Origin of the sequence: Streptomyces sp. NBC_01260 (assembly GCF_036226405.1) — a bacterium.
Taxonomy (GTDB): domain Bacteria; phylum Actinomycetota; class Actinomycetes; order Streptomycetales; family Streptomycetaceae; genus Streptomyces; species Streptomyces laculatispora.
In genome coordinates this window covers 7,488,487-7,508,685 of sequence record NZ_CP108464.1, presented here as the reverse complement: position 1 = coordinate 7,508,685, position 20,199 = coordinate 7,488,487, and the positions used below count along the sequence as shown (strand labels likewise).

The following is a 20,199-nucleotide window of genomic DNA, read 5'->3' as shown; positions in this document are numbered from 1 at the left end:
GGACGGCTTCTTCGGTGCGTAGACGGGAATCACCGGTCAACGGCGCTGGGGAGAATCTGGGGAGTTTCGGCTGGCGAGCCGGTCCCCCCGCTCCCCAAGCAGACCGTCGATGGTGCCGCGCCCCCTGCTGCCGGCCTCCTGCATGAAGTGAGCATAGTAACCGAGGGTGATCGCGGGCGAGGAGTGCCCAAGCCACCGCGCCAAGGTCACGACAGACTCTCCGGCTTCCCCCACGGCAGCTCCACCTCTACCGGCGGGAACGCTTCGATGTGGCTTCGAGATCGGCAACGCGACGGTCCTGGAAGCGGAGATTAGAGTGCGCGGCGTGGTTCGACCAGCTGGGCAGAAACAGGGCCGGTTGTTACATGCCACACCGGCTGGAGCGCCTGGTGCCCCGCCGGCGGCGGGCGCTGCGTCACATCGCGCCGGCCTTGCAGCAGGCGGGGTCGGCTGGCCATCCTGGGAGTCGCGCTCATCGTGCTCGTGCTGCGGATGCTCCTCGCCCAAGCCGTTACGCGCGACGCAGAAGCGGCGCAGACGCAGGGCGAGCTCGACGAGGTGATCTGATGCCGATCGCCGTAGACATCGACGTGATGCCGGCCAGGCGGAAGATCCGTGGGCGAACTCGCGGACCGCATAGGGATCACCCCTGCCAACCTGGCGGTGCTCAAGAACGGCCGCGCCAAGGCGGTGCGCTTCACGACGCATGCCGCGCTGTGCGAGGCGCTGGAGTGCCAGCCGGGCGACCTGCTGCGCTGGGAGGACAGGGACAGCGGGGTCGAATGATCCGCGTCTGCCCACACCTTGTCGCCGAACCCCAAGCAGCACGGCGCGCCACGGCGGCGCGAGCCCGCCCTACGGCGTGAAATCGGCATCGCTGCCGTACAACTCTCGAGTGAAGGCGGAGACATCGGCGCTGCGGTCGGCACCGTCGAGGTCGTACGTCAGATAGACCCCGTAGCCTTCACTGACGGTCCGTCGGGCGAAGTCGGCGGCCGTGCTCTGCGAGGTCCGGCCGATTTCGACGGCCGCCGGCGACAGCTTCGACTTGGGCAGTGCGATGCCGGGAACCTGCCAGGAGCCGTAGTACGGGTTCCAGGCATAGTCAAACGTGGTCGAGATGTCGACGCCTCCGTAGGAGAGGCGCGACGCGGCCAGGCCGATGTGGTAGAGGCTGATGATCTTGTCCGGCATATTCAGGCGCAGCGCCGTCACCAGGTAAACGAACGAGCTGTCGTTGGGCTGGCCAGTGCCATTGTTGCCGTATTCGGCGTACTCGTCGTCGAAGTCGATGCCGTCGAGACCGTACTTGGCCACTGTGTCCGACAGTTGCTTCGCGAACACCGAAGCCTCCTGCTGGGAAGGCAAGTTGGCGAAACCCGCACCCTGGTGGTTCCCCAGGACGGAGAGGACGACCTTGATGCCCTTCTGCTGCAACGGTCGTATCTCCGTGGCGGCGTCGTCAAGGACGCGCTGAACGTTCCCGTTACTTGCTCGGAAGCACCAAGCAATCCTTCGAGCTTTCCGCTCCCGTGACCGGATTCCAGGAGCCATGTTCGGACTCTTCACGAATTCCACTCAGCTCGCGTCACAACTCAGCCACTGAAAAAAGGAGTTGGCGCATCCAGATCCATACCGGCATGAGCTTTGAGGCAGATCGGCAGTCCTTCGGGAGGCCGCAGGTCTTCCCATCCCGACCAGTAGACGAACTCGCTCGCCACGGCGAAACTGACCGGTGCGATCCAGCGCACCCCCGGCATGCAGCCGTCCGGCGAGAGGCAGTCCGCGCTCCCGGTCATGCGCCCGGAAAGCCGCCACGGCCACCGCCGAGGCAGGGTAGACGATCAGGTATATGTCTCCCATCACGCTCACGATGTCCTGCCAGCCGCCGAACGGCAGCATGGACACGATGATGACCGCGAGGTTGAGGCCCAGGGCGCGACTGCCGCCCGGTGACCGCGCCGGGGCGCCCCTGCCGGCTGGCCCGAGTCCGAGAGCGCGCATGGGGCCGCCTGCGCCAGGTCACACGACAGGTTCAACCAATTATTGAGATTTAACTCGTGGTGTCGTCATGCGGATCTGATGGTCAGGCCGGTCTCGGTGAGGCAGCCGTCGATGAGGTTGCTGCGGTACTGGATGTGCCGTACGCCGCTCCGGACAGTGCGGATGAGATGTTCTGGCGTGGAGAAGGCGACATGGGAGAGCCAGCCGCGCCGCAGCAGGGACCAGATGCCTTCGACGGGGTTGAGGTCGGGGGCGTAAGGCGGCAGGTAGAGGATGGTCAGCCAGTCGCGGGAGTCGGCGAACTCCCGTAGACCTGCGGCTTTGTGCACGTTGAGGTTGTCCCAGATGAGTACGATCGGGCCGCCGAGCTGTTGGTGGGCTGCGATCAGAAGGTCCCGGTAGTCGCGCCAGGAGAAGCTCTTGCGCCCGTCGCGCCGGCCGTCGTCCCGTCGCGGTCGGCAGATCAGCCGGGATCGGTGGCCGGGTTTGTAGCAGGTCAGCGCGGCGATCGATATCCGTCTACGAGAGCGGCCACGGACCCGCACTACTGGGGTCCGGCCTCGCTGGGACCAGGTCCTGGTGTGCGACGGCGTCATGGAGAAGCCCGCTTCGTCCTCGAAGACCAGCCATGCTCCACGGGCCGCCGCCAGCCTTCCGCGCGGGGCCACACCTCCTTGACCCACCCGGCCACCGCATCGTCATCGCGCTCCAGGGCACGACGGGCCGGGACCTGGCAGGACCAGCCGTTACGCACCAACAGCTTGCGTACGCCCTGGATCGTGTAAGTGAGGTGGAAGCGCCGTCCGATCACCGTCTTCACACGGCTCAGAGTCCAGCGTTGGTCCTCCCAGCCGTGCGAGGCCGGCCCCCTGGCCAGCTCCGACTCCAGCTGAGCGAACTGCTTCTCACTCAGCCGCGGCAGCGATGCGGGCCCCTGCGACCGCAAGGACCGCGGGCCGCCCTCGGCCCACGCGTGACGCCACCGCTGCACCGATCGGACACTGACCCGCAGATCCCTGGCAATCGCTGAACTGCCCTCGCCACGAGCGAACCGCTCAGCCGCCTGAAGCCGTAACTCCTCGCGTTTGCACTGCCGTTCAGCGGTCAACCCGCCACCCTGTGGATACCTCATCCTCCAGCGATACCGCAGGAAGGCACCAACCGTCAGCCCCTATGACTTCACGAGTTCAATCTCAGTAACTCGCTCTCCATGAAACCCGGGGCTTGACACTCAGCCGATCCAGTCCTGTTCGGCTCCCTGACCGCCACCTACACGCCCAGTGACGAGAACGATGCCAGGACTACACCTTCACGAAGCAGATCGTCGGCTCGGAAGCCGTCATCAACCTCACCCGCAGCCTTTCAGATTATGGCCCGCCACGGGCCTCCGCCGGACGGGGGATCGTCCGTACCGGGGTCCGGCGGCACGTTCCGGCGATACCGTGGTGACACACGCCAGATGACAGCCAGGAGTCCCGGATGAGCCAGCAGCAGGCCCCCGCGCCCGCCCGCCAGCCCCTCTATGAGCATGCCGCCGAATCGGCCCGCGCGTACGCGGCCGCAGAGCGCGCCAAGGCGGACGTCCTCGCCTCGGTCCTGGAGGACATCGCAATCTTCTCCGTAGGCTCCCGCCCACGACCAGCGTGAGTACCCCGGAAGGCCGTCACACCAGCCCTTTGACCTGCGCAGTCAAGTTGGCGAAGGCTCACTCACTCCGCGAGCCTGACTACAAGGAGGACACCGCCTCCCCGTCCCGCCAAGCGATCCGCGTCGGCATCGGCTCCCCCACCACCGAGTCCCGTAGGAACAGCGGTGTCGAGCCGGCCATGCTCAGGTAGCCGTTCACACTCCGTGTGAGGGCGAGGCCGTAGCCGTCGGGGGTGTCCGCCCAACCCGTGCGCGTACGGGCAGCCCCTCCGTCCCTGGTCGCCCAGCCCCACTCGCGCCACACCTCCGTCACCAGGTCGAAATACCGGTCGCGGGTGTCCGGCGCGGTTCCCCACACCCAGTACCGGACGTCGAAGGTCGCCCAGCCGTCATCGGGATGGTTCAGGTCCTCGGACAGGACAACCCCGCGGTGCAGGCCCGCGTGGGGCAGGTCCGGATGCCGTAGCGCCAGCGACAGTTCCGGGGGCAGCGCACGGAGCGTCTCCGTGAAGTGCCGTAGTAGCTGGGTACGGGCCTCTGCCTGTGTTCTCACCGTTCTCACCCGCATAGGATGCCCGCGATCAAGCGAGAGAGAGGGGGCTCCAGTGGGAGAAATACCCGGTGTGCGTGAGGAGTTGGACCGGCTCGGGCGTGCCCTGCGTGCACAGCTCGTCGAGCTGATCGACGACCTGACCCCCGGCGCCGACCTCGGCCTCCTCTTCCTCGACGAGCCGAACGTCGCCGACTGGCACGAGCCGCTGCGCTACAGCTACTCGGCCGTGTTCCGTGGGGAACGCCCCGAAGGGGTCGGCGCTGCCGACGTCGCCTCTCGGGCGGCCGGCCTGCTCAGCCCGGCCGACTGGGACATCGCGGGGCCTCAGGAGGAGATCGACGGCACGAAACGCACGTACGTCCTCACTGCCCGCCGCCCCGACGGCACCCGCATCGAAGTCCGCACAGGCGACTACAACTCGGCCGTGCTCTACAGCGGGCAGACCCCCGCCCTAGCCCAGCACGAGTCGGAGGAGTTCCAGTGGCCGGAGCCGGTCCGGACGCCCGAGACCCTCACGCCCGGCTACGTGCTCTGCTACGAGTGCGACGGCCTCGGCGCCTGCCGCGGCTGCGGTGGACGCGGCTGGGTGCCCAGCGAGCGCCATGGGCGCAGTAACTGCCGCCAGTGCGGCAGGCAACGAGTCTGCCCCATCTGCCGGGGCGGGGGTCAGTTGGACGTCTCCCAGTTGTCGCCGTACCAGCTGACCTACTACCCCAAACTGAGCCAGTAGCCGCCATTGACCTGTTTCGAAAGTGGATGGGCCTTGACCCAAGGCCGGGTAGTTAGGGCCTGCGGATCAATAACTCGCCGTGTTGATCTCTGGGGTGGGGATGTCGAGGTGTGCGGCGAGGTCGGTGAGATCGTCGAGGGTGGCCAGCTGTGTCTCGGTGGGTTCGATGGTGTAGTCGACTTCGTGGAGAAGATGTCGGGTCTGGCTGATGACCCGGTTGAGGCTCTGGGGTACTACTCCGAAGAGCGGGGCGATCGTCACTTGCGGGAGCCCGTGACGTTCGTAGAGGAGGGTGGCCAGAAGCCGGTCGACGAGGCTGAGGCCGGGGCGCCGGCCGGTATAGAGGCCGGCTGCGGGCACCTTCTGCCGGTCGCCGCCGCGTCGCTGCTGCAGGACTTCCTCCCGCTGGGTCTCGCGGGCCGCTGCGAGTTCGGCGATCAGCTGGTCCCACTGATCCGGCTGGATGCCGGTCAGGGCCGGATGAGCGAGCCACTCCCGGCCGTGGCCGGGCTGGTTCTGGGGCGGGAGCGGCGGGATCCCGTCCCGGCAGTGCTCCTGGGGCTGCAGCGTGTAGTTCCAGTCGCCGTGCCAGTCGTGGCTGTGCAGGGGCAGCGCGTCCATCTGCCGGTCACCGATGCGGACTCCGGTCTCGTAGGCGCCGGTGTCGAGTTCAGCGTGCACGGTAAGCCCGGTGCGCGTGGTGGTCGCGGCGATACTGTTCACGATGACTTCGTGGCTGGTCAGCGGCCTGCCGCGCCAGTTCATCGTGATGTGGGAGAACAGCCGGTGCTCGATTCTGTTCCATTTTGAAGTACCTGGCGGAAAGTGACAGACGGTGATTTCCAGGCCGGTTTCCACGGCCAGGGCGGCGAGTTCGCTCTTCCAGGCGCGGGTGCGGTAGCCGTTCGAGCCGCCCGCGTCCGCGGTGATCAGAAGCCGCCGGGAGTGCGGATAGGCGCCGCGTCCTTGGCTGTTCCACCAGCGGCGGACGGATTCGACGGCGAAGGCGGCGGTGTCGTGGTCGGTGCCCACGCTGACCCAGCCGGTGTTTGCGGTCAGGTCGTAGATTCCGTACGGGATCGCCTTGCCCAGCTCGCGGTCCGGGAAGTCGTGAGTGTGCACCCGGGTCGGTTCGCCCTCGCGCTGCCACTCGTGGCCGGCGTTCTTGTAGTTACCGACCAGCTCCTTCTTCTTGGTGTCCACGCTGACCACCGGGTCCCCGCCAGCCTGGTAGTCCTTGGCGCGTTCGTTGATGTAACGGAACTGGGCGTCTCGGTCCGGGTGTTGCCTGCCCTCGATGGTCTTGGCGTTGCCCTGCAGACTGAAGCCCTCCTCCCGCAGCAGGTCGGCCACAGTCTCCGCCGAGACACGGTGTCCCTGCCCGGTCAGCTCGGCGGCCAGGTGACGGGTCGACTTCGTCGTCCAGCGCAGCGGCGACATCGGATCACCCCGCATGTCCGGTTCGACCAGGGCCAGCAGCGCGGGCCGCAGGCCCGGGTCTAGGTCCACCGCACGCTTGCGGCCGCCGCCCTCCCGGCGCACCCGTCCCAACGGGGCTTCGCCCGACTCCAGTTCAGCCACCCCACGCGACACGGTGCCCTCACGGACGTCAGCGGCCCGGGCCACCAGCCGGATCCCGCCATGGCCCAGCGAGCGAGCCTCCGCTCCTATGGCCAGCCGACGCTGACGCTCGTCCAGGTGCGGGAACAGCGCCTGAAACTTCGCGGCCAACGCCTCCTCGATCTCCTCCGAACTCCCCATACCACATCAACGAGGCTCAAGGCGGGAAGCAACGACTTGATTCTCCGCAGGCCCTTACTGAGGCTGAACTCGTGGTGTCGTAGGGGGTGACGGCTGACCGTTGGCTGCGGTATCACCGGAGTCATGCGGTATCCACAAGGGGGCGGGCTGACCGCCGAACGGCAGCAGTTCCGCGAAGAGTTACGGCTCCAGGCGGCCGAGCGGTTCGCCCTGGGCGAGGGCAGTACCGCGATCGCCAGAGATCTGCGGGTCAGTGTCCGCTCGGTCCAGCGATGGCGTCACGCGTGGGCCGAGGGCGGCCCGCGGTGCTTGCGGTCGCAGGGGCCGGCGTCCCTGCCAAGGCTGAGCGATCAGCAGTTCACTCAGCTGGAGGCGGAGCTGGCCAAGGGGCCGGCCGCGCATGGCTGGGAGGACCAGCGCTGGACGCTGGCCCGGGTCAGGACGGTGATCGGGCCGACGCTTCCACCTGACGTACACGATCCAGGGCGTGCGGAAGCTGTTGGTACGCAACGGCTGGTCCTGTCAGGTGCCGGCCCGTAGAGCGATGGAGCGGGACGACGACGCGGTCGCGGGGTGGGTCAAGGAGGTGTGGCCCTGCGCGGAAGGCTCGCGGCGGCCCGTGGAGCCTGGCTCGTCTTCGAGGACGAAGCCGGCTTCTCCATGACGCCGCCGCACGCGAGGACATGGTCGCCACGCGGCCGGACCCCGGTGGTACGGGTCCGCGGACGTTCCCGCAGACGCATATACATAGCCGCGCTGACCTGCTACAAACCTGGCCACCGGTCGCGGCTGATCTACCGGCCCCGCCGCGACGACGGCAACCGTGACGGGCGCAAGAGCTTCTCCTGGCGCGACTACCGCGACCTGCTCATCGCCGCCCACCAGCAGCTCGGCGGCCCCATCGTCCTCGTCTGGGACAACCTCAACGTCCACAAGGCCGCCGGACTGAGGGAGTTCGCCGAAGCCCGGGACTGGCTGACCATCTACTACCTGCCGCCCTATGCACCCGACCTCAACCCCGTCGAAGGCATCTGGTCCCTCCTCCGGCGCGGCTGGCTCTCCAACGTCGCCTTCAGCAGCCCAGAACACCTCGTCCAGACCGTCCGGAGCGGCCTGAGGCACATCCAGTACCGCAGCCACCTCATCGACGGCTGCCTCACCGAGACCGGCCTGACCATCCGACCCGCCTGATCAGCAACACAACATTACGAGTTCAACCTCAGTAATTCGCGTCACGAAGGTGTTCCCCAGACCTGGCTGCAGAACAAACGCCCCGTGGGTCAGACCCAGTTCGTGGTGCTGTCGGTCGGGACGATCGCTGCCAAGAGCCGTGAGATCTCCTTCGAGTACCACTTCACCTATATGGCCAAGACGGGCAGCGTCAAGACCGCCGCTCTGTTCATCAAGACATCCCCGAAGATCACTCAGAAATGGCCCGCCGCCGCGAAGGTCACTGAGGGCGGGAATGTGCCGGGCTCGAAAAGCTTCGACCAGCTGGCCAAGCTGAAGACGTTCAAGCACACCGTGAAGGCCGCATACAAGCAGGGCAGCGAGCCCGACGACACGGTCTTTGCGGTGTACGAGCCGATGATCAGCATCACACCCCCGCCCGGATACACCCTCCAGGGCACCGGCGGAAAGCTGTTCATGCTCGCACCGCGCTGGGACAAGGCGACCTATGTCAGCCGCGACGACGGTGCCGCAGCGTTCAGCTACCTGTCCACCCTCACCTACAGCAGCAAGACCGGCGCTCCGGAGAAAGCCGTTGCCGGTCACATAAAGAAGGCGTACTCCACTCCCGCATCGACCAAGCCGGCGAACTCGGCCAAGAAGCTGCCCGGGCAGAGCGCATCGAAACCGCTCAACCAGCTCTTCCGGGACACCGCCCGTCGCAAGAAGAACCGGTCCCAGGCGATCAAGGTATGCGAGCAGTACTGGGGCAAGAAGTACTCGCAGAACAACAAGTATCGGTGCGATGAGTTCCCGTTCGCGACGACCTACCAGGGCGCTGCACAGTCCCAATACGAACCGGCAGCCCCGAAGAACAACTTCTCGGCCATGCCGCTGGTCACCGCGGACAACCGAGACGCGGGAATTCTGCTGGGTCAGTTCATGACGAAGAACCGGATCATCGACGGCAAGGACGACGGCTTCATCGTCAAGATCAAATGATCCACGGGCCGGCAGTCCTGCTGCCGGCCCCACTTGCTCGTCACGGCGAGGGCCAGAACTGGGCCAGGTACTTCTCGACTCCTTCCGGCACACCGTGCTGAGCCATCCCGACACGCCCCTTGGACCGGAGCCGGACCCGCCACGACCCAGGATGGCTCAGGACCACCGGGTCGCCAGCCTCTCCCCCGGTGACCCCCCAGACATCCAGCACCCCTGAAGGGAGACGATCACGGCCTGTCCGTCCGCCTCCCAGCACTCCCCCTCCTCGCCGTCCACAGGCGGTTGGCCATCCCAGACCTCCACCGCGAGATCAGCTGTATTCGTATGCCCCGCGCTCGACACATCGAGCCGTCCCGCGTGCGCCGTCAAGAAGCCGCTCTCGGTGTCCCAGCTCTCGGGAAACGCACCGGCACGGCACTCTCGTCGCGCTCCTGCAGGCAGAAGCCGAAGAACTCCACTTCAGCCGCACCCTGCTGTCTGCTCACCAGCCAAGCCATGTCCATCGCCCTTTCAACCCGGTGTGCCTCGCCAGCACATCACACCCGAAGGGACTTCTCAGGCCGTTCGACACCGGCTGCAGGGTGTGCGCCGTGACCGACGGCCTACTGGTCCTTCACGTCATCCGGTAATCGCGCTGCCGAGCCCGAACGGCTTGCGGCCATCACGGCGCAAAGACGTGCCGGTGTGCCGCTTCCGCTTCTTCGCTGCCTCCCGGGCGGCGAGCAGAGCCTGACGTGCGAGGGTCAACGCCGCTCAGCTCGCTGGGGTTCCTTCCCGGCGGTGGAGTTAGACCGGCGGTAGATCGGCCGGAAGATCATGGGTAGATGCCGGTAGACGCTGCGGTAGATGCACAGGTCAGGCGACAGTAGACGGGGCGGGCGGCTCCCGCACCGGACGGCCACCGACGGCGGCCGCAGGGCTACATGGAGGACGGAGCTGAGTCCGGTCATCGCGCGGCCGACGAGATCCTCACGGACCTCGGCCTCGTGCAGCGGAGGCCGACGGGCCTGCCGGAACCCCTCCGGCAGGCCCGTGCCACGGATCAGCCCGGGCTCGGCCTCCCCGGAGAGCGGCGTCCGGGGATGGCTCCGCCCACGCTCCACGGACCGACGGACGGCCGAGCCGGACCGCCTGGCGTTGGGCTGAGCCGGGTCACGCGCCCCGAGGAGTCGCGGCGCGCTTCTCGACGGTCGAGATCAGGGCCTCGACCGTAGCGTCGAAGATCTGTTCGTCCGTCACCTCGGCGAGTTCGCCACTGAGGCCGGCGATGCAGGGGAAGCGCTGCGCGTCGACCAGCCGGTACTCGCGGTTCCACGCGGAGTCGTCGGCCGCGCGGGCGTCCGCGTCGAACAGCAGGAAGGCGGCCTGCTGGCCCACGTACGCGAGGAGGGTGTCCCCGATCATGCGGTAGTGGACGGCGGCCTCGGATCCCTCCAGACCGGCCTCCCGGACGGCGCCGAGGATGAGTTCGACGACCCGGAACTCGTTGGAGCGGCGCGTGGTCCGGCTCGCCATGGCGGAGCCCACCACCGGGTACTTGAGGGCGACCGCGAGAGAGGCGTCGGCGAGTGCCCGGATGCGGGCCTTCCAGCCGAGGCCGTCGGGGATGGCGTCGAGCGCCTCCCCGAGCATGTGGTCGGCGACCGACAGCAACAGCTCGTCCTTGTCACGGAAGTGCCGGTAGATCGCGGTCGGATCCGCCCCGAGTTCCTCGCCCAGGCGCCGGACGGTGAAGGCGTCCTCGCTTCCGCGGGCGGCAATGCGCAGGCTCGCGTCGATGATCGCACCGGGCGTGAGCTGACTGCCGGCGCGCTTGCTGCGGGCCTTGGCGGCGGGTGACTTCGGCATGGTGCGGCCAGTGTATCGGTTCGGGATCCAGTGTGCGCAACACTGTTGACAGCACTGTTGCGCTGTCGTTCACTCCTCCTCAACGAACACGTCGGGCGGGTCATTCCGCCCTGCTGGAGGTTGAATCGATGGCGCACAGCAGCGAATGGGCCGACACCGTCTTCGTCGGGGGCCGGGTCTTCACCGGAGCGGGCCCCGTCCCGGTGGACGCCGCCGTCGCCGTCGCGGGCGGCCGGATCATCGCCGTCGCCGACGTGGGTACGGTGCGCGCGCTGGCCGGTGCCGGTACGGAGGTCGTCGACCTGGAGGGCGGCCTGCTCGTACCCGGATTCCAGGACGCGCACATCCACCCCGTGATGGGTGGCACCCAGATGCTCGGCTGCGACCAGAGCGAGCAGACCACCGCCGAGGGCTGTCTCGACGTGGTGGCCCGGTACGCCGAGGACCACCCGGACGTGGCCTGGATCCGTGGCGGCGGCTGGTCGATGGACTGCTTCCCGGGCGGCACGCCGACGCGCTCCATGCTCGACGCGGTGGTGCCCGACCGGCCTGTGCTGCTTGTGAACTGCGACGGCCACGGCGCCTGGGTCAACACCCGCGCGCTGGAGATCGCCGGTGTCGACCGGCACACCTCCGACCCGGCCGACGGCCGTATCGAGCGGGAGGCGGACGGCACCCCGGCCGGCACCCTGCACGAGGGCGCGGTGGAACTGGTGGCCCAGCACGTTCCGGTCGCGACCGAGGACGAGACGTACGCCGGGCTGCTCGCCGCGCAGGAGTACCTGTTCTCACTCGGGGTGACCGGCTGGCAGGACGCCATGATCGGTTCCTTCCACGGCTACCCGGACAACCTGCCCGTCTACCTGCGTGCGGCCCGCGAAGGTTCGCTGCTCGCCCGGGTCGTCGGCGCCCTGTGGTGGGACCGCAACCGCGGAATGGAGCAGCTTCCGGAGCTGGAGGAGCGCCGCCGCATCGGGCAGGCGGGCCGTTTCGCGGCCACCAGCATCAAGATCATGCAGGACGGCGTCGCGGAGAACTTCACCGCCGGGATGCTGGAGCCCTATCTGGACAGCTGCGGCTGCTCAACCGGCAACTCCGGCCTGAGCTTCGTCGAGCCCGGACTACTGAGGGAAGCGGTGTGCGCGCTGGACCGCTCCGGCTTCCAGGTCCACTTCCACGCGCTCGGCGACCGCGCCGTGCGCGAGGCACTCGACGCGCTCGGCGCGGCCCGTGCCGCCAACGGCGCCAACGACCACCGGCACCACCTGGCCCACCTCCAGGTCGTCCACCCCGATGACATCGCGCGTTTCGCGGAACTCGGCGTCGCCGCGAACATCCAGCCGCTGTGGGCCGCCCACGAACCCCAGATGGACGAGCTGACCATCCCGTTCCTCGGGCCCGAACGCGCCGCCCAGCAGTACCCCTTCGGGGATCTGCGCCGTGCCGGCGCCCACCTCGCCGCCGGCAGCGACTGGTCGGTGAGCAGCCCCAACCCGCTGTGGGCCATCCACGTCGCGGTCAACCGTGCCGCCCCCGCCCGGGAACTCCCCGAGGGCGAGACGTATCCGCCGTTCTACCCCGAACAGGCACTGACCCTGGCCGAGGCGCTCACCGCGTACACAGCGGGCACCGCCTGGGTGAACCACCTCGACGACGTGACCGGCACGGTCGAGGTGGGCAAGTACGCGGACCTCGTCGCCCTCGACCGTGACCCGTTCACGCGCCCCGCCGACGAGATAGGCGACGTCCGGGTACGCCGGACGTACGTCGAAGGCCGCCTCGTGTTCGACGCGAACATGACCGCGCCCACCGCGTCGACCGACTGACGCAGCCCCCACGCACTTCATCGAGCCCACCCCGGACGGAGACAGACAGTGCCGACGCAGAGTGCAGGATCCAGACGGCCAACACGGATGCGGGCGGTGCGCCGCGTGGCGGGGACCCTCCTCGCGGCGAGCGCCGTTCTCATCACCAGTGCGTGCAGTGGCACGGCGAACCCGGACAAGGGCGCCGACGCCGGCACGTCGTACAAGCTGACCAAGCAGACGCCCGCCGCTGCGGGCGACATCGACTCCTTCACCTGGTCGATCTACGCCGAGCCCTCCTCGCTCGACTACGCCTACGCCTACGACTACCCGCCGAACCAGATCCTCGCCAACGTCTGCGAGAGCCTGCTGCGCTGGAACCCGGATCTGACGACGTCGCCGAACCTGGCGTCCTCGTTCACCAATCCGACTCCCACCACGTGGGTCTACAAGATCCGTCCGGGCGTGCGCTTCCACGACGGGACGGTCCTCACTGCGAAGGACGTCGTCGCCTCCCTGCGCCGCCACATGGACCCCGCCGTGGGCAGCGCGTGGGAGAACACGTTCCGCAACGTGAAGTCGATCGACATGACCGGGCCGCTGGAAGTCACCGTCAAGCTGACGAAGCCGGACGCGGTCTTCAACCAGGAGATGGCCACCAGCTCGGGAACCGTCGAGTCGGCCGCGACGCTCGCCGAGGCGGGCAAGGACTACGGCAGTCCCAAGAGCGGGGTGAACTGCACGGGCCCGTTCTCGTTCGGGTCCTGGGCGTCGGGCCAGTCGCTCACCCTGAAGAAGTTCGACGGTTATTGGAACACCGAGCTGAAGCCCAAGGCGGGCCAGGTCAAGTTCGTGTTCCTGAGCGACGCGACGACCCGCGTCAACGCCTTCCAGAGCGGTGAGGTGGACGGTGGCTGGATGGTCCCGGCCGACGCCTACGAGCAGCTCGGCTCGTCCAGCGCCGGCAAGCTCTACTACGGCGTCAACAGCACCGTCGCCGAGGAGATCGTCAGCAACCTCAAGGGCCCGCTCGGTGACACCGAGGTGCGCAAGGCCCTGCTCATGGCCATCGACCGCAAGGGCATCGTCAAGGCCGGCGCCGGCGGGATGGGCGAGGTCGCCGACTCCCTCGTCTCCGACAACATGTGGGGCCAGGCGCCCCCTGCGGACCGCAGGGCCATCATCGAGGGCGTGCCGCACTACCCGTACGACCCGGCGAAGGCCAAGGAGATCGCGGAGAAGGCCGGGGTGAAGGGGGAGCGGATCGTCATCGCGACCAGCCCCCTCGACTCGCAGACCACGATCGTCGCGCAGGCCGTCGAGCAGGCCGCCAAGGCCATCGGCCTCGACCCCAAGATCGAGACGCTGTCGCCGGAGAAGTACTCGACGCTCTTCACCGACGCCGCCGCCCGCAAGGGAGTCGATCTCTTCCTGACCTTCTGGTACACGTCGATCACCGACCCGCTGGATGTGTACGGCTCCCTGGAGACCGGCATGTTCACCAACTACGGCGGCTGGTCGAACAAGGAGTTCGACCAGGCGGTCGAGGACGCCGCAGGCACCTATGACCCGGCCGCGCGGGCCGGGGCGAGCGCGAGGGCGCAGAAGATCGCCCTGCGGGAACTGCCCTGGCTGCCTCTGTACACGCAGCCCACGAGCGTCTTCCTCGGCAACCGGATCACCGGCGTCCAGCCGTCGGTCGCCTACCTCTACTACCCGTGGGCTGCTGAGATCGGGGCCAAGAAGTGAGCCGTACGACCACCCGGGCGCTCGGGGTCGTGAGCCGTCTGGCCGGGATGGCGGCGACCTTGCTGGTCACCTCCTTCCTGGTGTTCTCCTCGCTGTACCTGGCGCCCGGCGACCCGGCGAGCTTCCTGGTGCGCGGGCGCAGCGCCGGCCCCGACGAACTCGCCCGGATCCGCCACAGGTACGGCTTCGACGAGCCGTTCTTCGTCCGGTACTGGGACTGGCTGGGCGGCGTACTGCACGGCGACTTCGGCCGCTCCTACGTCTTCCACCAGGACGTCAGTTCGGTCATCTGGTCGCGGCTGCCGGCCACCCTGCTGCTGATCGCCGCCTCCGCCCTGCTGATCGCGGTGGTCGGTCTCGCGGCCGGCATCGTCGGCGCGCTGCGCCGCGGCACCCGCACCGACTCGATGCTGATGCTGCTGGTGACGGTGGGGGCCGCAGCCCCCGCCTTCGTCGCCGCGCTGCTGCTGCGGTCGCTGTTCGGCGTGAAGCTGGGCTGGTTCCCGACCATCGGCAACGGCACCGGCGTTCTCGACCGGCTGCACCACGTCGTACTGCCGGCGATCGCCCTGTCCGTCACGTTCATGGCGATGGTCACTCGGGTGACCCGCTCGTCCATGCTGGAGGAACTGGGCCGTGAGCACGTCGAGGTCGCGGTCAGCCGCGGCACCCCGCGGTGGACCGTGATCCGGCGGCACGTACTGCGCAACGCCCTCGGCCCGATCGTCACCGTCTCCGCGCTCCTCATCTCCGGAATGCTGGTGAGCACCTCGATCGTGGAGACCGCGTTCGGCATGTCGGGCGTGGGATCCCTGCTGGTGACCTCGGTCAACCAGATGGACTTCCAGGTGGTGCAGGCGATCGTGCTGCTCGTGGTTGCCGCGTTCGTCGTGGTCAACTTCCTGGTGGACCTGGTGCATCCGCTGATCGATCCGCGGGTGGCGGCAGCGGGGGGTGCACGATGAGCGCCCCGATGGCGGGACTGACCCGCAGGCCGGTCGCCAAGCTGCGCTCCATGGGGGGTAGCCGGCTGGAGAAGCTGTGCCTGGGCCTTCTCGTCCTGTTCGTGCTGGTCGCGGTGTTCGCACCGTGGCTGTCACCGCAGGACCCGACGTACGGAGAGCTGGGCACGGGGCTCGTGGGCCCGAGCGCCGACCACTGGCTGGGCACCGACCAGGGTGGGCACGACACCTTCTCGGCCCTCGTAGAAGGAAGCCGTACGAGTCTGGTCGGACCGCTGCTGGTGGTACTGGTCTCGACCGTCGTCGGCATCGCCATCGGGCTGTTCTCCGCGTGGCGGGGCGGCTGGGCCGACACCGTGATCGGGCGGCTGCTCGATGTCGTCTTCGCCTTCCCGGCGCTGCTCGTCGCGATTCTCGCGGTGGCGGTCTTCGGCAAGGGGATGACGGCGCCGGTGATCGCTATGTCCGTGGCCTACATGCCGTACACCGCACGTCTGGTGCGCGGCCTCGCGATGCAGGAGCGGGCCAGGCCGTACATCGCGGCCTACCGTGTGCAGGGGCACTCCGCCCTGTACGTCGCCGTCCGCAGGCTGCTGCCGAACATCGGCCCGACCGTGCTCGCCCAGTCCACCGTCAACTTCGGCTACGCGCTGCTCGACCTCGCCGCCCTGTCCTTCCTGGGCCTGGGCGTGCAGGCGCCGACTCCGGACTGGGGCGCCATGATCAACCAGTCCCAGGCCGCCGTTCTGCGCGGCCAGCCGCTGTCCGCGGTCGTGCCCGCCGTCGCCGTCGTGGTGGTCGTCGTCGCCTTCAACATCGTCGGGGAGAACGTCGGCGACCGGCTCGCAGGGAGGAAGACCTGATGGCGCTGCTGGAGTACGAGAACCTGAGCATCGCCCTGCCCGGCATGGCCCGGCCGGTACTCGACGGCATCGACCTGACCGTGTCGGCGGGTGAAATCGTCGCGCTGGTGGGCGAATCCGGCTCCGGGAAGTCGGTCACCGCACGGTCGGCCCTCGGGCTGTTCCCCACCGGGGCCGACATCGACGGCCACGTGCGCGTCGACGGAACGGAGGTGGTGGGCGCCGGCCCGGCAGCCCTACGGTCGATCCGTACCGGCACGGCGTCGATGATATTCCAGGACCCCCGGGCAGGCATCAACCCGGTCCGCCGCATCGGCGACTTCCTCACCGAGTCGCTGCGTGTCAACAACGGCTGGGACAAGGGCCGCGCCAACGCCCGCGCCGCCGAACTGCTCGCCGCGGTCGGACTCCCGGACCCGGAGCGGCACTTGCGCCAGTACCCGTACGAGCTCTCCGGCGGCATGCTGCAACGCGTCATGATCGCCGGAGCGCTCACCGCCGGGCCCAGGCTGCTGCTCTGCGACGAACCCACCACCGCGCTCGACGTCTCCACCCAGGCCGAGATCATGGCCATCCTCGGGCGGCTGCAGCGCGAACGCGACCTGGGCATGCTCCTCATCACGCACGACATCGAACTCGCGGCCGCGGTCTGCGACCGCATCTACGTGATGTACGCCGGCCGGATCGTCGAGACCGCTCCCACCGCACAGCTCTTCGAAACACCCCGCCACCCCTACACCACGGGCCTGCTCGGCTCGTCGCCGCCCCTCCAGGCCCCGGACGGACCGCCCGCCCGGCTCACCCCGATCCCGGGTTCCCCCATGGGACTGCTTGACTCGGCGCCCGGCTGCTCCTTCGCGGCGCGCTGCCGCTTGGCCCAGCCCGGGGTCTGCGACCGGACAGCGCCGCGGCTGGAGCGCCACGGCGAGGCGTTGGTCGCCTGCCACATCACGGAAGAGTCACTCACCTCTATGGAAAACACCGCTACAAGGGAGGGCAGCTGATGGCCGAGAACAGCGCCCGCACACTGCTCCAGGTCAGCGGGCTGCGCAAGACCTACCGGACGGGAAAGGCGGAGGTCATCGCCGTCGACGGCCTGTCGTTCTCACTGCGGGCCGGCGGCGCCCTCGGCATCGTGGGTGAGTCGGGCTCCGGCAAGACGACCACGGCCCGGATGCTGATCGGCCTCGAACGCCCCGACGCCGGCGAGATCCTCGTCCAGGGTGAACCACTGGCCCCGACCGTACGCGGCAGGGCGGCCCGACTCGCCCGTGCCAAGGCGGTGCAGATCGTCTTTCAGGACCCGTACCTCTCGTTGGACGCACGGATCACCATCGGCGCCACCATCGACGGGGCGCTGCGCCTGCACGGTCTCGCCGACCCCGCCGCCCGGGCCGCCAGGATCCGGGAACTCCTCGCCCAGGTGGGCCTCGGGGAGCGGGAGGCGGCGGCCCTGCCGCGCAAACTCTCCGGCGGTCAGCGGCAACGCGCCGCCATCGCACGTGCGCTGGCGGTCGAACCTGCGGTGCTCGTACTGGACGAAGCGGTGTCCGCGCTCGATGTCTCGGTCCAGGCCCAGGTGCTCAACCTCCTGTCGGACATCCGCCGCGACACCGGCATCGGCCTGGTCTTCGTCAGCCACGACCTGGCCGTCGTGCGGTACGTGTGCGACGAGGCGCTCGTCCTGTTCCGAGGCCGCACCATGGAACACCGCCCTGTCGCGGAACTGCTCTCCGACCCCGGACACCCGTACACGCAGCTACTGCTGGCATCCGTTCCCCGGCCGGACTGGGATCCGGACTCCATCAGCCGGCGGCGCAGGGAACTCGATCCGCTGGCGGCGGGGGGCGCCGGCTGACGGGCCCGCCGGGCGGCACCCGGGACCATCCCCTTGATGCCTGGACGCGTATTGGGCTCCGTTGTCGCTGTGGAAGATCGCTCCGCGCAGGTTCCCGCCCCGCGTGCCGACGGCGGCCCGCAGCGCGTCGGCGATGAGTCCGGTGCGCATGTGGTCGGCGATGGACCAGCCCACCAATCGCTTGGAGTGCAGGTCCAACACCGTTGCGAGGTATAGGAATTGTCCGTCGCCGATGGGGAGGTAGGTGATGTCGCCGACGTACTTCTGATTCGGTGTGGCGGCGTTGAAGTCCCGCTGGAGCAGGTCCGGCACCGGCGTCGCGTCGGGTGCGGGAATCGTGGTGCGGACCTTCTTGCGCAGGTGTACCCCGACGATGCCGGACAGGCGCATCAGTCGCTCGACAGTAGCGGCCTGGTCCTGTGGGCGTGATAGCTCAGCACGTTGCGGTCCCTGCCGATCAGTTGGCCTGCCAGCGTCAGGGTGACGGTGTTGCGGCAGTTGAGGCTTGCGGCGAGGACCCGATGGCGGTGATCGAGGATCCCGAAGCCGTGGTGCGTCCGCGTCCGTCACTGTCATCGTCCCGCCGCTCGGCATCTGTCAGGATCTGGCGGCAGGGTTCGAGCTGGTCGAACTGGTCGCGGGACATGCCGGTCAAGGCGGGGTGAGTGGGCAGGAAGGTGGCCTCGGGTGGGATGGGGGCTGCCAGCTTCTGTTCTGGTGAGGTCGGCGGGTCCTGGACAGGGTCGTGCGCGGCGATGGTGTAGTTCCACTCGCCGTGGAACTCGCCGCGCTCCACGCGCTGTTCGACTGCCTTGCGCTCGGCCCGGGTGAGCTTACGACCTCTGCGGGAGTAGGCGTCCGCCTCCCAGCTGGTCACCGACCTCGCCTCCGGGACCTGCGAGCTCACCCACGAAGCCCTCGATGCCCGCATGGCCGGACAGCAGGACATGGCCGTGGACTACTTCCGTGCCGTCCTCGTATCTGCCGGCATCCTGCCCGTTTCTATTCCGCACGCCCAAACATCCGAACCCATCGACACACCCCGCGTACACCCGACCCCCACGGCCGCCCACGCCCCTCACCGCGATACGGACACCGCATCGAACGGGTGTCCGGCTGCCGGCACCCCGTCAGAACTTCGGGATTCTCTCCAGATTTCGTCCGCTTCGGCATCGCAGCCAAGGGCCCTGAGGGCTTTCACCAGACGCTTGCGCGTGTGTTTCGAACCCCAGGCAGCCCTTGCCCGCCGCGCGCTCGAACCTCGGCAGTAGGTCCGCGTCGACAGCGCGCGCCGCCTCGCGGTCCCCGAGTTCCTGGAGGGTGAAGGCGATGTTCTCCGCCACGTCGAGTGCCGCCAGGGCGTCCTCGCCGTATTCGCGTAGATGCCGCTGGTGGACCCTCAGGTAGAAGGACAGCGCGATCCGGTGCTCCGCGAGCCCGGACAGATGCGCCACGTTGCACCCGAATGACATACGGGTGACTGCCGTCCCAGCCGATGCTCCGGCACCGGCGTTTCGTTATGCCCCGATATGACAGCTATGGAGTCCCTACGTACGTTCAATCACGGGTCCGCTGCTCAGCCGACCTCACTCCGAGACAGGAGAAACGACATGACCGCACGTTCCACCGTCCTCACTGCCGCCATCACCGCCGCCGCGGCCCTGACCGCCACCGGCAGCACCTTCACCTCGGCCGCCACGAACGAGCCGCCCCAAGCCGCCCCGGTCGTCCAAAAGGCCGCAGCCCCAGCCCCAGCCCCCGCTAGGGCTCCCAAGGACAGAGGTGACGCCGGAAGGAGCAACGAAGGCCGGAGCGACAACGAAGGCCGAGGCGGCAACGACGAGGACCGCGGCAATCGGGGCCGAGGCAACGACGAAGGCGGCGGCGAGCGCGGAGGCGACCAGGACCGGGGTCACGGAGGCCGGGACGACGACGAGGGCAGGATTCACCTCAACGAGCGCACGTACTCCGCCTCCCCCGGCGGCTGCGTCAGCGTGGCCAGCGGCCTGGGCTCCACCAGCTTCAACATCTTCAACGACAGCCGGCGAACCGTCGAGGTCTTCAGCGGGGCGACCTGCGACAACGGCGCCCCCGTCGCCACCGTCGGCCCCCACGGTTCCACTGAAGGCGTGTTCCCGAACCGCGTCGAAGGGGGTGTGCTCGTCAGCAACGGAGTAGGGGGCAGCTTCCGAGTGATCGAGAACGACCACTACGACTACTGACCGGATCGCCCGCGCGACGTGACGT

15 protein-coding genes and 7 pseudogenes are annotated in these 20,199 nt (G+C 68.4%); 13 read left to right on the top strand and 9 right to left on the bottom strand.

From position 1 onward, the window contains the following. Nucleotides 1-36: 36 nt before the first annotated feature. Nucleotides 37-228, bottom strand: a pseudogene (locus tag OG322_RS33430) (site-specific integrase); the annotation flags it as partial. Between the two features lie 222 nt (nucleotides 229-450). Here OG322_RS33430 and OG322_RS33425 point away from each other — a divergent pair. Further along, nucleotides 451-567, top strand: a pseudogene (locus OG322_RS33425) (DUF2975 domain-containing protein); the annotation flags it as partial. Continuing rightward, a pseudogene (locus OG322_RS33420) lies at nucleotides 567-786 on the top strand (helix-turn-helix domain-containing protein). The pseudogenes OG322_RS33425 and OG322_RS33420, both read left to right, overlap by 1 nt. Before the next feature lie 69 nt (nucleotides 787-855). Here OG322_RS33420 and OG322_RS33415 read toward each other — a convergent pair. Beyond that, nucleotides 856-1,488 (bottom strand): annotated as a pseudogene (locus OG322_RS33415) (endo-beta-N-acetylglucosaminidase H); the annotation flags it as partial. Nucleotides 1,489-2,069: 581 nt separating this feature from the next. Then, a protein-coding gene (locus tag OG322_RS41705; protein WP_443066570.1) for an IS630 family transposase occupies nucleotides 2,070-3,136 on the bottom strand; the annotation gives its coding sequence in 2 pieces (ribosomal slippage) (nucleotides 2,070-2,690 and nucleotides 2,693-3,136; 1,065 coding nt in all). 347 nt (nucleotides 3,137-3,483) lie between these two features. Here OG322_RS41705 and OG322_RS33400 point away from each other — a divergent pair. Further along, entirely contained in the window at nucleotides 3,484-3,651 is a 168-nt protein-coding gene (locus tag OG322_RS33400; protein ID WP_185095686.1) for a hypothetical protein, read from the top strand. A gap of 79 nt (nucleotides 3,652-3,730) precedes the next feature. Here the strand turns inward: OG322_RS33400 and OG322_RS33395 are convergent, their stop codons facing one another. Beyond that, the gene (locus tag OG322_RS33395; RefSeq protein WP_124286184.1) at nucleotides 3,731-4,204 is read right to left on the bottom strand and encodes a hypothetical protein; all 474 of its coding nucleotides are present in this window, start codon (nucleotides 4,202-4,204) and stop codon (nucleotides 3,731-3,733) included. A gap of 52 nt (nucleotides 4,205-4,256) precedes the next feature. On the opposite strand from OG322_RS33395, the gene OG322_RS33390 reads away from it, so the two are divergent. Next, nucleotides 4,257-4,934, top strand: coding sequence for a hypothetical protein (locus tag OG322_RS33390; protein WP_266412639.1), 678 nt, complete (start codon nucleotides 4,257-4,259; stop codon nucleotides 4,932-4,934). Between the two features lie 66 nt (nucleotides 4,935-5,000). Here the strand turns inward: OG322_RS33390 and OG322_RS33385 are convergent, their stop codons facing one another. Then, a complete protein-coding gene (locus OG322_RS33385; protein ID WP_329306080.1) occupies nucleotides 5,001-6,695 on the bottom strand; it encodes an ISAzo13 family transposase in 1,695 nt (564 codons plus the stop codon). 123 nt (nucleotides 6,696-6,818) lie between these two features. On the opposite strand from OG322_RS33385, the pseudogene OG322_RS41700 reads away from it, so the two are divergent. Both OG322_RS41700 and OG322_RS33370 read left to right on the top strand, forming a co-directional pair. Beyond that, nucleotides 6,819-7,886, top strand: a pseudogene (locus tag OG322_RS41700) (IS630 family transposase). A gap of 84 nt (nucleotides 7,887-7,970) precedes the next feature. After that, nucleotides 7,971-8,867 (top strand): NucA/NucB deoxyribonuclease domain-containing protein, encoded by an 897-nt coding sequence (locus OG322_RS33370; protein ID WP_329307369.1) that lies wholly within the window; start codon nucleotides 7,971-7,973, stop codon nucleotides 8,865-8,867. Between the two features lie 1,152 nt (nucleotides 8,868-10,019). On the opposite strand, the gene OG322_RS33365 is transcribed toward OG322_RS33370, so the two are convergent. Continuing rightward, nucleotides 10,020-10,715, bottom strand: coding sequence for a TetR/AcrR family transcriptional regulator (locus OG322_RS33365; protein ID WP_124286873.1), 696 nt, complete (start codon nucleotides 10,713-10,715; stop codon nucleotides 10,020-10,022). Between the two features lie 128 nt (nucleotides 10,716-10,843). Between OG322_RS33365 and OG322_RS33360 the strand changes: the two genes are divergently transcribed. The 6 genes from OG322_RS33360 (at nucleotide 10,844) to OG322_RS33335 (ending at nucleotide 17,952) form a co-directional block, all read left to right on the top strand. Next, nucleotides 10,844-12,541, top strand: a complete 1,698-nt coding sequence (locus OG322_RS33360) for an amidohydrolase (RefSeq protein WP_123468015.1) — start codon at nucleotides 10,844-10,846, stop codon at nucleotides 12,539-12,541. Between the two features lie 105 nt (nucleotides 12,542-12,646). Further along, nucleotides 12,647-14,269 carry an ABC transporter substrate-binding protein gene (locus OG322_RS33355; RefSeq protein WP_241200600.1) on the top strand — a complete coding sequence of 541 codons (1,623 nt, stop codon included), beginning with the start codon at nucleotides 12,647-12,649 and terminating at the stop codon, nucleotides 14,267-14,269. Then, complete coding sequence (locus OG322_RS33350; protein WP_260147340.1) at nucleotides 14,266-15,234, top strand: ABC transporter permease; 969 nt, start codon at nucleotides 14,266-14,268, stop codon at nucleotides 15,232-15,234. Before OG322_RS33355 ends, OG322_RS33350 begins: the two co-directional genes overlap by 4 nt. Further along, nucleotides 15,231-16,094, top strand: coding sequence for an ABC transporter permease (locus tag OG322_RS33345; RefSeq protein WP_123468019.1), 864 nt, complete (start codon nucleotides 15,231-15,233; stop codon nucleotides 16,092-16,094). The genes OG322_RS33350 and OG322_RS33345 overlap by 4 nt, the downstream gene beginning before the upstream one ends. Continuing rightward, a complete protein-coding gene (locus tag OG322_RS33340) occupies nucleotides 16,094-17,098 on the top strand; it encodes an ABC transporter ATP-binding protein (protein WP_123468021.1) in 1,005 nt (334 codons plus the stop codon). The genes OG322_RS33345 and OG322_RS33340 overlap by 1 nt, the downstream gene beginning before the upstream one ends. Continuing rightward, nucleotides 17,098-17,952, top strand: coding sequence for an ATP-binding cassette domain-containing protein (locus OG322_RS33335; RefSeq protein WP_123468023.1), 855 nt, complete (start codon nucleotides 17,098-17,100; stop codon nucleotides 17,950-17,952). Before OG322_RS33340 ends, OG322_RS33335 begins: the two co-directional genes overlap by 1 nt. 3 nt (nucleotides 17,953-17,955) lie before the next feature. Here OG322_RS33335 and OG322_RS33330 read toward each other — a convergent pair. The 3 genes and pseudogenes from OG322_RS33330 to OG322_RS33320 all read right to left on the bottom strand — a co-directional run. Next, nucleotides 17,956-18,354, bottom strand: a pseudogene (locus OG322_RS33330) (DDE-type integrase/transposase/recombinase); the annotation flags it as partial. Beyond that, nucleotides 18,351-18,793 (bottom strand): annotated as a pseudogene (locus tag OG322_RS33325) (ISAzo13 family transposase); the annotation flags it as partial. The pseudogenes OG322_RS33325 and OG322_RS33330, both read right to left, overlap by 4 nt. A gap of 289 nt (nucleotides 18,794-19,082) precedes the next feature. After that, nucleotides 19,083-19,406 carry a hypothetical protein gene (locus OG322_RS33320; protein WP_329307367.1) on the bottom strand — a complete coding sequence of 108 codons (324 nt, stop codon included), beginning with the start codon at nucleotides 19,404-19,406 and terminating at the stop codon, nucleotides 19,083-19,085. A gap of 156 nt (nucleotides 19,407-19,562) precedes the next feature. On the opposite strand from OG322_RS33320, the gene OG322_RS33315 reads away from it, so the two are divergent. Continuing rightward, nucleotides 19,563-20,174: a hypothetical protein gene (locus tag OG322_RS33315; protein ID WP_329307366.1), complete on the top strand. Its 612-nt coding sequence runs from the start codon at nucleotides 19,563-19,565 to the stop codon at nucleotides 20,172-20,174. Nucleotides 20,175-20,199 lie beyond the last annotated feature (25 nt).

Excerpts from the sequence above, each read along its gene's own strand:
- OG322_RS33315 (WP_329307366.1), top strand. The coding sequence starts at position 19,563 with ATGACCGCACGTTCCACCGTCCTCACTGCCGCCATCACCGCCGCCGCG.
- OG322_RS33360 (WP_123468015.1), top strand. The coding sequence starts at position 10,844 with ATGGCGCACAGCAGCGAATGGGCCGACACCGTCTTCGTCGGGGGCCGG.
- OG322_RS33335 (WP_123468023.1), top strand. The coding sequence starts at position 17,098 with ATGGCCGAGAACAGCGCCCGCACACTGCTCCAGGTCAGCGGGCTGCGC.
- OG322_RS33365 (WP_124286873.1), bottom strand. The coding sequence starts at position 10,715 with ATGCCGAAGTCACCCGCCGCCAAGGCCCGCAGCAAGCGCGCCGGCAGT.
- OG322_RS33385 (WP_329306080.1), bottom strand. The coding sequence starts at position 6,695 with ATGGGGAGTTCGGAGGAGATCGAGGAGGCGTTGGCCGCGAAGTTTCAG.
- OG322_RS33400 (WP_185095686.1), top strand. The coding sequence starts at position 3,484 with ATGAGCCAGCAGCAGGCCCCCGCGCCCGCCCGCCAGCCCCTCTATGAG.
- OG322_RS33340 (WP_123468021.1), top strand. The coding sequence starts at position 16,094 with ATGGCGCTGCTGGAGTACGAGAACCTGAGCATCGCCCTGCCCGGCATG.
- OG322_RS33345 (WP_123468019.1), top strand. The coding sequence starts at position 15,231 with ATGAGCGCCCCGATGGCGGGACTGACCCGCAGGCCGGTCGCCAAGCTG.